This is a genomic window from Streptomyces sp. Ag109_O5-10 (genome assembly GCF_900105755.1).
GTDB lineage: Bacteria > Actinomycetota > Actinomycetes > Streptomycetales > Streptomycetaceae > Streptomyces.
On the sequence record NZ_FNTQ01000002.1, the window covers coordinates 1 to 11,736 of the forward strand.

The window sequence follows — 11,736 nt, forward strand, 5'->3', positions numbered from 1 at the left end:
GGCCTGTTCTGGGTCTTGGAGGCAATGCGCGGCTGGTTGATCGCACGCTGCTCGAGACCGTTGTACCAACTCCTCGACGTACTGGCGTTCAGCGCCACAGTGACTCGAGCGGGCACCCCGTACACCGAATCCATCAAGCTCAGCCAACGTGTCTCCCAGTTGGGGCAGCCCCTACGGACGTTCGCCGACCATGCCTCCTCGGACTTCGGCAACCGGCAGGCTCTACGCAGCAACCTGGTCGACCACGTCAATCAGGTCGACGCAACCTTCGGCAAAGTGGCGAACCAACTCGTCAGCGACCGGGAGTCGTCAGCCCGGAAACTGGGAGAACTCGCTGCTCTCGGTGCGAACAGCATCGCTGTTGGCCGCTTCGCAGCAATACTGCCGGCAGAGGAACTCGCGGTGGACGCCCCGCTCGAACCGGACCAGCTCGACGGCCGTCGCCTCGCAAAAGCCTGCCTGTGGAGCGTTGCGAGCGTAACTACCTTTTTCCTAGCCTTATCCCTATTGGGTGCACCTTCGGCGCTACTGCTACCTATGGCAATGATCGCCTTCATTGTGCTGGTGTACGGGATACTCGCCTTCCAGTACGGATTGCTGGAAGCCAGTCGACTGACGCGCAGCATCGGAGGGTTCTTCTCCGCAAATCCGCCTATTTAGCTTCGAATCGTTATGGAAGCAACTTATTTAACATCAAGTGTGGGCCACCACCCAGCTGGCCGCCCTTTAGTGGTCACATCGGCTCGGACTGACTGCGGAGCCCATACCGGGACCTGTCGTTACGCTGCTGGGAGTTCTGGAAGGTGCGTTTTATCTGCCGACACTCCTCCGATCGCGAGGCCCAGCATGAGAGCCCCTTCGAGAGCAGATAGTACGGCGCCAATCTGTTCCCGCTCCTCTGGCGATCCACTGTCGAAGTGTTTCATCTTCTGCAGCTTGTTACGTGCAGAGACGAGCACGCGTGCCAATACATCGTGAAGTGGGCTGGGACCTGTACCGTCATCGAACTGAGTGGGTTCACGCGGCAATACCGGTTCGCCACCGTAGATGAAGCACAACGATTCGGCACGCTTAGTTGGCTTCCGTACTCCATCTTGGATGTGCGTGGTTTCCGGTTCGTCAGGAAAGTTGGTATCGACCCAGGCAAGAACGACACTGGGGGGAAATGCTTCGCGCATAATCCTATCAATCAGTTCGATGAGAGAATTAGCGGCTTGCGAGACACCGTCCTCGGAGTAGGTGAGCGCATCACGCGCCCCACGGATTTTCCGCACGAGCGATGAATTTGCTCGCTCAACTCTACGCATCGATGATTCGGTTACGAGTTTGCGGAACTTAGCCACAAGGTCATCCGACTCTTCCTTCTTCCATTCCTCTAGATCCGCCCCGCCTCCCGTGGCCCTAGCCATAGGAAGAGAGGAGAGCACCTTCTCTCCCAGAAATGCATCGAGACCGAGGACCATATCCACAGCATTAAATGCAAGGAACTGGGCTCGACTTGCAGGCTTGATCTGATTTTTGGAAACAAGAGAGAGTGCATCGCCCCACGCGATAGCGAACGGCATGAGTGCGCGCACTCCGCGCCGAACGGCCAACGCCAGGACGGCGGCATCCTCCTGGAAGGCTTGGATCAAAAGTCGATACCGGGCGGCACCCAAAAGCTTCTCAGCGAACTTACGATACGAGTCACCATTGAAATTCTCAAGCCATGTCTTCACTTCCTCGACGCCGCCGAATTCTTCGACGACGGAAGATATTATGCGCTCAAGGCGCTCTCCATCGTCGACGAAGCAGCTTTCGATCTTTTCTTGCCATGGTCGGGAGTCGCCGGGATCCGTGAGTGCCTTGGCAACCGTCACCACGGCTTCCGCTACCAAGATCGCCGACTCTCTGATCCGCAGGGCTGCCAACAGAGCGGGATCGAGGCTCCGCACGTACGTAGCGAGACTCGACGTGTGGGTAGGAAAGGGGGACGGCTCTTGCATGATCACTTAGCCTCGCTTCGCACTGTCGCACGCTCAGTGCAAAAGTATCGGGGCAAGTAATGTTGCTGGTACTGGGTTTCGAAGTCTCACCAGGTCCCGACGGCGCCAGCCCAATTGACTGAGCAGTGTGTGATGACCATCGGGGCAGAGCCGTGGACGGCTCTCAGAGGACAGCTCCGGGTGAGTGGGCGCGGCGGGTCAGACCTCGATGGAGGCGACGACGACCACGGTGCGCAGGGCGGTAACGAAGTACAGGACGCGGACGGCTTCGACGTCGTCGGTGTACTGGCGCAGTTGGGGGCCGGTTGTGTCGCCTGGGATCGACGCGCCGATGTCGGGAGCGACGGAGATGACGCATGTTGGCCCGTCCGAGGTCAGGCCGGGCCAACGTCACGTCGGGGGTGGGCGAGTCGGACTTGTTCAGCGGCGGCAGCGACGTGCCAGGAGCGACCGCCAGGTGAAGCGCAGGCGCCGGACGCCGGGAGAGGGTGCCTTCTGGGGCAGGTCGAGGTGGACAAGCGGACGCGGCGGCTCAGCGGCAGCAGTGGGCGCTGGCGTCGGCGCTGTGGTGGCGTCGGCGGGTTCGCTGGTGGCGGTAGTCGTTGCCGGGAGGGCGAGCTGGGTGGGGGTGGTCTGTGTGCGCTGCTGGGCGTGTTCACGGGCGCGGCGGCGTCGGTGACGTTCGCGGCCGTGTTCGGCGCGTTCCAGGGCGGACATGGTGGCGTGGGCGCAGGCGGGGCGGAAGTCGTTCCGTTTGCCCAGGGCGAGCAGCGGCTGGGGGACCAGGCCCCACCATGTGGCGCCGTCGGCGGGTTGCGGGTGGGAGATGGTCCAGTCCCGTTTCCAGGAGGCCATGTCTCCGCTCCAGTCCTCTCCGGCCTGGTGGGTGTAGGTGCGCTGGTGGCCGCCGTAGGGGAGGAGCAGGGTGTCGTCGGCGAGCCAGCACACGGTGGCGCCGGCGGCGGCGAGCTGCCGCTGGGCGGGGGAGGGGCGCACTTTGGTATGCGCGATCGTTTTGCCGTAGGGCTGGACGTTGACGGTTCCGGCCACGTCGCAGTGCAGGGGGTCGTCGCGGTCGAATACCCACCAGTGAGCGGTCAAGGTCGGGTACTGGGTGCGGGTCTGGGTGAGGCGACGAGTGACGGCGGCCGGTGTGAGGAGGCGGCGCGGTCGCTCCAGGACGACGACGTGCTCGCCGCGGCGCACGATCAGGGCGGGCGGTATGTCCCAGCGCTGTCCGGCGAGTTCGACGTCGATGCGCAGGCTCAGACTCCCGTCGGGAAAGACGTGAAGGAGCTGTTCGTACAGGGCGAGCATGGTGGTGAGGTCGGCCTGGATGTCGGCCTGGTGCTGGGCGGGGGCCGGGCAGTGGTCGGCGCCGGAGGAGACGGTGTCGTGGCGGAAGCGAGGCGTGAAGCGGGAGTCGGGGCTGGAGGGCCACTGCAGGATCAGCCGGTGGCCGCAGGCCAAGCACCGGTAGCGACCGTCGGCGCGGCCGTGAGGCAGCCGGGCGGAGGCGGCGGCATCGCGGCGCAGGTCGATGATCCGTCCGTGGTCGGCGACGTCGACGGCGAACTGGCCCATCCGCGGCAACTTGCTGCGTGCACTGCGGCGCGCGACACCGGTGGACAGAGCAAGTGGGCGGGGAGGGGCACCAGGAGTGGTACCAGGGCGGGGCGAGCGGGTGGGGGTGGTGCCGGTGGCGGAGAGGGCCATGCGGTGGGACTCCAGGTTCGGGAAGGGACGGGGCGTTAAGAGGAGCCTTGCCCGGATGGAGTTGTCCGTCAGTTGTTCGGTCGCGTTTTCGCAGGTGGCGGCCGGACATGGCCGGACTGGTTCGGACAGGCATCTGTGACCGGACAACGTTCCGGCGCGCTCTGTCGCCAGTTTCTGACTGTCCGTACGCTGATCGTCGGGGTACGGCGAGGGGACAGCCGGATGGCGGGGAGGGGTCATGGCGGAGAAGAGCCCGGGCGGTCGGGGATATGGCGGGTTCCACAAGGACGCGACGCCCGAGAGCATCGAGCTGGCGAAGTTCCTGCGCGGCCTGGTGACGCGGGCGAGTAAGACGCAGCGGGATCTGGAGGAACCCACCGGCTACGGAAAAAGCACCATCTCCTCATTCCTGAGCGGCGAGACCGTGCCTTCTCAGGCCTTCGTCGAGAAACTGGTCACTCACGTCACCCATCCCCGTCAGCGACCGGCGTGCATGGGGGAAGCGTTACGTCTGTTCGTCGCTGCTCAGCGCCCGAAGCCAGCCCCGGTGCTTCCCGTGCCGCGGACGGCGGTGCAGGACGATCCGTCGGCGGCGTTGGCCAGCGTCGCGGCAACTGCCCAGGACCAGGCCGCGAAGGCCCACGAACAACTCTCACAAGCCCACGAACGCAACCGGGAGCTGATAGAGGAGCGGGGCCGTACCCAGCAGCTGGTACTGAGCCTCAGCCGGTTCACCGCCGAGCTGCAGCAGCAGGTCACGACTCTGCAGGACCAGTTCGACGAGGAAAATGAAGAGAACGGGGCACGTCTTCGCCAGCTCACCGACCAGTTAAAGGCGGCGCAAAGAGAGCTGCGGCGGGCGCGGGCCGGCCGAGACGAGACCGAGGTTCTCCTGGCTCGGCTGCGTAAGCGCAGTGACGAGCTGGAGGAGGAACTCGCTCAGTCCCGCCGAACCGTCACCTCCTTCGAAGAGTCCGGGCTGCCGCCGATGCCGGAGGAGCTCCAGGAGGCTTTCTTCCGTGCCGACTTCGATGCGGCCCTTCGCGCCGCTGAAGGGTTCCTCAATGACGGCCAGCGGCGACGGGACGCGGTCAGCGATGAGTGGAGTGTGATCCGCCCTCGCCGGTCAGCGATGCGGACCGTCGATCGTCTACAGACCGGCTGTCATCTGCTGGCACGCGCATTCGGGTGCCTGGCGATGATGTCCGCAGCGGCGCTCCTCGTGGCGGCCGCCAGATCCGGCGCGGGCGGCTGGACGTTCCTGCTCAGCATGCTGATGCTGGTCGGCGTCGGCGTCGTCAGTGATCCCTGGGGTCCGGTGGCGCAGCTGTGGCCGGCCATCCGCGCCGGATTGCGCCGGGAGCCATTGTCTCGGCCCATCACCATCAGCGCGCGGGCCATGGCCGTGCGGGCAGGACGGTGCCTGATCGCCGGGCTGGCCGCGACCGGCGCCGCACTGAGCGTGGAATGCTCGGTGCAGTGGAGCGCCTGGTGGCTGGTGCCGCTGCTGCCGGCGACCGCCGCGTGCGCTGGGTATGCAGTGTTCGGCCACGATCCGCGCGTCGTCCTCCTGGTGCAGGAGGTCGTGGGTGAACTGGGCGCGGACTTCAAGACTCCGCCGCATCCGCACCGCGCACCGGCAGCCGCGATGGGAATGACGTCGCCGATCGTCTTGAGCGACTCCGAATGGCTAGAGGCGCGACGAAAGGACATCGGGGACTCCCTGACGGGTGGCTGGCGTCAGAGCGCCCTGTGGATCAAGCTGCTCGTCCTGTTCTCCGCCTTCCTGGTCGGCATCGCCGTCGTCGGCGTACTGGCCAACACCGTGTCGAGCAGGGCCCACACGTGGCATCCCGCGGGCGGCTGGCACTGGCACAACGTGGCCGCAACGATCGACGACCCAGTCCACGCCTACCTGACCACGCACTCCGCCGGACTGCCGCTCCCCGTCACCACACTGCATCTGCTGTGGATCGCCAGCGGCGCGGCGCTACTCCTGATGAGCTTCCTGTTCGGCGGCTTCGGGGCGCGGACGACCTGGATTCTGTGGGGTGCCGCAACCGTCCTCATGGTCTGGTCGGGCACGCCAGGGGGCGCCCGTCAGGTAGCAGCCGGCCTCGCCGTGATTGCTTGGGGGCTGGCGTCGATCCCTGCAATGCGGGGCCTCAACCTGCGCTCGATCACGTCGCAAAGCGTGATCGTGTCGAAGGACTCCTAGCGCGCGGGCGTGCCGCCCCAGGAATGCCATGTCACAGCTCCGCGATAGACAGCAGGATGAGTCAGACCTCGATGTAGGCGACGACGACCACGGTGCGCAGGGCGGTGACGAAGTACAGGATCCGTACGGCTTCGATGTCGTCGGTGTACTGGCGCAGCTGGGGGCCGGTGGTGTCGCCGGGGATCGGCGCGCCGGCGTCGGGGTCGACGGAGATGACGACCAGGGCGCGGTCCAGGGCGTGGATGTCCGCCTCGCTGGTGATGTTCTCTAGTTGCTTGGCGGCGGAGTCGGAGAAGGCGATCCGGGCGCGGCGGGGCCCGTGGCCCGACGTCATCAGGCGACGGCCGGCCGCTGCGCGGCGAGCCGGGCGAGGTGCGCCTCGCGCAGTTCTTCCCACGGCGTGCAGTCGTCGGGCGAGGGGAGCCCGTTCTCGGCAATGTCCTCCAGGACGGCGGCGAACTGGTCGGCCCGCTCGCGGGTCTGGGCCGCGTAGGCGCGGACGGCGTCGGCGGCTGCGGGCTCCAGCTGCTGCCGGACGGCTCCGTCGGCGGGGGCCGGCTGGTCGGTCATCGGAGCCTCCAGGCGCAGGACTGGCGTGTGCCTTCACGGTATCGCCGTAGAGGGCAGCGGGGGTGACTACCGGAAGTTGTTGTTCGCCGGGCTGCTGCACCAGGAAGAGCTCCGCAGGACAACGGTGTCGGATGGGGGCGCGTTCATCCGGAAAGGATGCTTCCTGTGTGATGTTGGGCACGCGATGGGCGGGAACTGGCTTGCGGGGCTGGACGTACCGTGTACGCGAAGCCACGTTGTTGGGCTTCGGATTCCGTTGTGCCGAGTCTGTGAGCCCAGCGTGACGCGGGTAGCGGGCACGCGATGCCCGGGATTGGGCACCGAGTGCCTGCTGAGGGGCGGAGGCAAACAGGCGGCCCTCATCCTACGCATCCTGCACCGGAACTTGACGGGACAGCAGGTCCTGCGGCGCTCGGGTAAAGTTCGGCCATCCGTCTCTCCAGGGGCTCATGCACGCTCGTGCCTCCCCGGGAGTCCACGAAGGCATGTGGGCCTCCGACGGGGGACCTGCGAAATCCGCAGGCCCTCACGGAAATGGGGTGACGGTCCCGATGGTTGTGCAGGATCTGCCAGAGGGGCACTGCCTGTGCTGCAGCAGGCGAGGTCGGTTCTACCGGATCGCTCGCTGGCTGGGGCCGGTCTACACGGTCTACCGGATCGTGTCGGACCACTGGCCCTGGTAATGCGGAAAGCCCCGACCTGACGGTCGGGGCCCGCGTCTGCAGACGGTGTGCGAGGAAGGCCTCACCCTAGGCTTCGCGGGCTCGTGGGTGGGGCCTTCTTGTTTTCCCGAATGCGGTTACCGTCGCGTAGTGCAAGCGAACACCGACTTTTGTGGTACCCGTCACACTCTCGCGCGGTGACTTCCCCATCGTGCCTCAACTTGTGCTGGATATGCGACAGCTGACTGCATGCTGATCAGAACCCAGACTTTGCGCTACGCCCGTAATACCCCAGCTTGAGGGTGGTTTGGAAGGCTCGATCCCGCTTGCAATGTGGCGCACATCACACACCCCATGGGGTGAGTGTTCGCACTCCCGAGCGAAGTTATATGGGGCGTTTTGCCGGGTGTTCTCCTGGTGGGAAGTCACGGACTAGATCACTCCGCTTGTGAGCGGAGGTACTTTAGACACCGTTTCCTTTGGTGCTGCTGGGTCGTTGGGTGATTTGTGACAGACCTGGTTGAGCGGCTGGTTCCGGATGACTTGTGGGTGCTGTTCCGGCGAGTGGTGCCACCCATGGAGATCAAGCGTCCGCAGGGCGGTGGACGGCGTCGGGCGGGTGACCGCGAAACGCTGGCCGCCATCATCTTCGTAGCCAATTCAGGCTGTACGTGGCGGCAACTGCCGCCGGTCTTCGGCCCTGCATGGCCTACCGTCTACCGTCGCTTTGCCCAATGGAGTCGGGGGCGCGTCTGGGCCCGACTGCATCGCGTCCTCCTCGACGAGCTCGGTGCCCGAGGCGACCTGGACTGGTCGCGGTGCGCGATCGACTCCGTCAGCCTGAGGGCGTCAAAAGGGGGCTACTGACTGGACCGAATCCGACCGACCGTGGCAAGAGCGGATCGAAAATCCACCTGATCACCGACCGCAACGGCCTGCCCCTGTCGCTGGGCATCTCCGCCGCCAACACCCACGACAGCCTTGGACTCAAGCCGCTCGTGTGTGGCATCCCGCCGATTCGCTCCCGGCGCGGACCACGTCGACGACGGCCGGCGAAACTGCATGCCGACAAGGGATACGACTACGACCACCTGCGCAAATGGCTCCGACAGCGGGGCATTCGTCACCGCATCGCCCGCAAAGGGATTGAGTCCTCACACAGGCTCGGTCGACACCGCTGGGTGGTCGAGCGCACGGTGTCCTGGCTGGCCGGATGCCGCCGCCTACACCGTCGCTACGAGCGCAAGGCCGAGCACTTCCTGGCCTTCGTAGGCATCGCCGCTGCCTTGATCAGCCACCGCAGGCTGGCACGCTCGCCGGCCGCCTAGGCGAGGGCTCTGGCCAGACGGCGATAGCCCAGCTCCTGCGCGCCCAGAACCTGACGAAGCCTATCAAGGCCGCCAGCCTCCAACTCTCGCTGAGCGTCGATCTGACAGGCCCGTTCGTAGGACATCAGGCTGCCGCCAGGGTCAATCTCAAGGCCGATCGAACCCGGCCACAGGGCTGCGGTGCTTCGAGCAAGGGAGTGGATCTCTGGCAAACCGTAATGCTCATCAGGTTGCTCAAGCGCCTGCAAGATTCGCCCCATCAGCATGAAGCCGGCCTGGGTGAATGGTGCGGCACGGTCCACCGAGTAGCTGCTCTGAGCAGCATCCAGGCCGGACCGAGCATGTTGCAGTACATCCTGATCGAGCGTCCGACCTGGTGCGCCCCGCAGACCGGCCCGTAGACCTGCATCGGCAAGGTAGTACGGGTCAGCGAGTCCAGCCCGCTCAGCGAGGATGTACAGGGCCCCTCCGATCCGCAGTCCAGTCGAGCATGCCAGCGCCCGCGCCGACGTGCTGTCCAAGTCTCCGTGCATGATCGGACCAACCTCGCAGACATAGTGGATCAGGGCGGCCCCACCGTACTGCCACCATGAACCCGCACCCTGGCGTGACTACGGCCAAAGGAAACGGTGTCTTACTCGCCGGGTCTGACAACGAGTGACTGTCGAGTCTCTCCCGTTCGGCGCGTCGCAGATCAACAGTCGCTCGGTACCCGTCTCAGGCTGCGAATCCGATGTTGGTGACGTACTCGTACTGGCCCCACTGGGACCCGAGGTCGACCACCGCGTCATCGACCCACGCGTTGTCGAGCGCATCGTCATCGTCGGCAGCCCATGCGGCGACGATCCGGTCCCAGTGCCGCACGTTCAGCGTCCGGTACTCCACCACCCGCTGTTGGGGTCGGGTGACCTGTGACTGGTTGAGCGGGTGGAACTCCACGCGGGTGCCGCGGCCGTCGCGGTTGAGGCGGGCCAGCAGGTAGCGGGCGACGTTCTCGCGGCGCACCGCGCGGTAGGCGTGCTCGATCGCGGCAAAGTTCGCGCGGGACGGGGAGCGGGTGCCGGCGAGCCAGGCCCGGATGGTGCGGGGCGTGGCGGTCAGGCCGGCTTCCCGCGCGGCGGCGCGTGCGCGGTCGGATCGGGTGAGGTAGTGCAGGCGGGCGAGCAGGCCGCGGCGGACGGTGATCGGGGTGGCGACGTACCCGGCGAGGGCGTCCAGTTGCCGCGCGACGGCTTCGTGGCCCTTGATGCCGCGCGCGCCAAACTTGCCGAAGTCGAGGTTGCGCTCAGGCATTGGCTTCTCCTGCACCTGCTGGCTCGACGTCGTACCGCTGAAAAGGTCCTTCCATGACGTCGACCTCCAGGATACGTACGCCGTCCCGTCCGGTTCGGTACCGGACGTCGTGAATCAGGTATTCCTCTCCGGATTCTTCACGGCTTTGAAAGTACTCAGCAGCGGCTGCCAGCAACTCGGAAAGGCGGCGGCTGCGTGTGCGGTCGAAAAATCCGACGCTGTGGACAGGGTTGGTGTTCCAGCGTGCAGCAGTCACGCCATTGTTCGCTTCTGGCATGTCAGGCCTCTTCTGGGGTCGCGGTGTCGGTGCTGCCGACGGTGTAGACGTCCTTGACTTTCGCTTCGGTCACGCCGCGCCCTTCGGGGAAGACAGCTTGCCAGTCGCCGGCGACGTGGAGTTCGTCGGTGCCCATGGCGCGGACGACCATGAGGCCTTCGTCGTAGGCGCGGTGGGCCTTCCACCACAGGTTCGCGAACGCCTGCGAGCGGATCAGGTGCATCCAGTCGGCCCTGTACAGCTCACGGTTGTAGTTCGACTCCCCCATGGTGGAGACGAACTTGGAGTACATGGCCTTGACGTACTCCAGCGTCACGTCGTCGCCGTCGGCGATCGCCTGGTCCCGGGCGTCTTTCAGGGTGATCCGGAACTTCTCCAGCAGGCCCTCGGTGGCACCCGAGGTCCAGGATTCGTGGATCACGGGCGGGTCGCACAGGCCGTACTTCGGCCCGGAGATCCGCAGTAGCAGGCGCAGGGTGGGCTCGGTCACCCACAGCGGGCCCGGCTCGTCGCGCTGGCCGATCGGGTTGGGCAGGACCGCGTCGTGGTCCCAGTCGGGCGGGGTGATCAGGTGGACACCGGCGCGGCGCCGGTCGTGCTGCCCACCCTCGGAGTGCTCCAGCTGTCCGAGCGGCAGGTGCGTCTTGAGCGCGCTCAGGTAGGCCCCGTTGATGTCCAGCGCGGTCACCTCGTGGACGCCGGCCGGGAGTTCGGGGCGGGTCCACTTGGGGCGGGCCTCCCACACCTGGTCGGCGCCCCGCGCGGTCTGCTTGCGCAGCACGTCCGGGAGCCACGGGTGGGCGACGATGTCGTAGCGGCCGCCGAGGCGGGCCTGGTCCAGCAGGGCCATCGCGTCCGGGATCGCCCGCTTCACCAAGGCCGCCGTGGCGGCCGCGACGTCCCCGCCGTGCTCGCCGAGCGCGGCCGCGACCGCCGAGGCAATCCGCCCGGCGAGCGGGTCGGGGGCGTCGGCGGGCTTCACCCGGCGCCCGGCCGCCACGACCTTCACCCCGCGCGAGCCCTGCCCCGCTCCGCCGGTACGGCTCTGCCCACGCTGCACGAGGGCGGGGGCCGGTTCGGGTGCCGGGGCCGGCTGCACGGTCGCGGTGGTGCATTCGGCGGGGTCCAGGTGCTGGGGGAACCCGGCGACCTGGTGGCGGGCCGGCTGCCCGCAAAGCACGCACGGCTCGGGCGCGGCCAGTTCGTCCTGGTCGTCGTCGCCGTCGTCGCGGCGGTCGTCGTCGGCGGAGGGCGCCGCGGGCTCTCCCACTTCGGCGCCGGAGTCGTCGGCGGCCGCCGCGGGCGTCGTACGGCTGGCGAGCGTTGCCTGTGCCTGCTCGAGGAAGTACGCGTACTGCTCGCGGGTCTCGCCGCTCGGGTCACGGCCGGCTTCCCAGCCGCCGAGCGTCGACGCGCTCACGCCGACCGCGCGCGCCACCTGAGCCTTCGAGAGCCCCAGGTCCTCGCGCAGCCGGCGCCGCACCTCTGGGGCTGGTAGCGGGAGCTCGTCCCGAACTCCGGCAAGCAGGGCGTCGATGGCGGCACGGCCAGTGGTGTTCGTGTCCCGGTCCATCGGGACTTCCTTCCTTGATCGTCTGTGTGCCTCTGTGGGGGCCGATCTCCACCCCGCAGCGGGTGATTGTCTGTGAGGGGGGAGTTCGGCGCTACACGAGGCGCTGAGCGGCTT

11 protein-coding genes are annotated in these 11,736 nt (G+C 66.6%); 3 read left to right on the forward strand and 8 right to left on the reverse strand.

From position 1 onward, the window contains the following. Positions 1-660: hypothetical protein (locus tag BLW82_RS44800; protein ID WP_177233363.1), on the forward strand; the 660-nt coding region annotated here is incomplete at its 5' end. A 119-nt stretch (positions 661-779) separates the two neighbouring features. Here BLW82_RS44800 and BLW82_RS44125 read toward each other — a convergent pair. Both BLW82_RS44125 and BLW82_RS42645 read right to left on the reverse strand, forming a co-directional pair. Continuing rightward, positions 780-1,934 carry a hypothetical protein gene (locus tag BLW82_RS44125; protein WP_143063761.1) on the reverse strand — a complete coding sequence of 385 codons (1,155 nt, stop codon included), beginning with the start codon at positions 1,932-1,934 and terminating at the stop codon, positions 780-782. Positions 1,935-2,405: 471 nt separating this feature from the next. Further along, complete coding sequence (locus BLW82_RS42645) at positions 2,406-3,569, reverse strand: hypothetical protein (RefSeq protein WP_093508587.1); 1,164 nt, start codon at positions 3,567-3,569, stop codon at positions 2,406-2,408. Between the two features lie 370 nt (positions 3,570-3,939). Between BLW82_RS42645 and BLW82_RS42650 the strand changes: the two genes are divergently transcribed. Next, a complete protein-coding gene (locus BLW82_RS42650; RefSeq protein ID WP_093508588.1) occupies positions 3,940-5,919 on the forward strand; it encodes a helix-turn-helix domain-containing protein in 1,980 nt (659 codons plus the stop codon). Between the two features lie 61 nt (positions 5,920-5,980). Here BLW82_RS42650 and BLW82_RS42655 read toward each other — a convergent pair whose 3' ends face one another. Together BLW82_RS42655 and BLW82_RS42660 are read right to left on the reverse strand one after the other, a co-directional pair. Next, entirely contained in the window at positions 5,981-6,253 is a 273-nt protein-coding gene (locus BLW82_RS42655; protein WP_093508589.1) for a hypothetical protein, read from the reverse strand. Then, positions 6,253-6,489: a hypothetical protein gene (locus tag BLW82_RS42660; RefSeq protein ID WP_093508590.1), complete on the reverse strand. Its 237-nt coding sequence runs from the start codon at positions 6,487-6,489 to the stop codon at positions 6,253-6,255. The genes BLW82_RS42655 and BLW82_RS42660 overlap by 1 nt, the downstream gene beginning before the upstream one ends. A 1,238-nt stretch (positions 6,490-7,727) precedes the next feature. Between BLW82_RS42660 and BLW82_RS42665 the strand changes: the two genes are divergently transcribed. Beyond that, positions 7,728-8,479 (forward strand): IS5 family transposase gene (locus tag BLW82_RS42665; protein ID WP_371131269.1). Its coding sequence is split into 2 segments (ribosomal slippage): positions 7,728-8,016 and positions 8,016-8,479, totalling 753 coding nucleotides; the frame shifts between segments, so codons are not numbered across the junction. Here BLW82_RS42665 and BLW82_RS44130 read toward each other — a convergent pair. The 4 genes from BLW82_RS44130 to BLW82_RS42680 all read right to left on the reverse strand — a co-directional run bounded on the left by BLW82_RS44130 (position 8,476) and on the right by BLW82_RS42680 (position 11,622). Then, entirely contained in the window at positions 8,476-9,000 is a 525-nt protein-coding gene (locus BLW82_RS44130; RefSeq protein WP_143063620.1) for a hypothetical protein, read from the reverse strand. The genes BLW82_RS42665 and BLW82_RS44130 overlap by 4 nt on opposite strands. 196 nt (positions 9,001-9,196) lie before the next feature. Then, complete coding sequence (locus BLW82_RS42675) at positions 9,197-9,772, reverse strand: transcriptional regulator (RefSeq protein WP_093508591.1); 576 nt, start codon at positions 9,770-9,772, stop codon at positions 9,197-9,199. Beyond that, entirely contained in the window at positions 9,765-10,049 is a 285-nt protein-coding gene (locus BLW82_RS44135; protein ID WP_143063762.1) for a hypothetical protein, read from the reverse strand. Before BLW82_RS44135 ends, BLW82_RS42675 begins: the two co-directional genes overlap by 8 nt. Before the next feature lies 1 nt (position 10,050). Beyond that, the gene (locus tag BLW82_RS42680) at positions 10,051-11,622 is read right to left on the reverse strand and encodes a helix-turn-helix domain-containing protein (RefSeq protein WP_093508592.1); all 1,572 of its coding nucleotides are present in this window, start codon (positions 11,620-11,622) and stop codon (positions 10,051-10,053) included. Positions 11,623-11,736 lie beyond the last annotated feature (114 nt).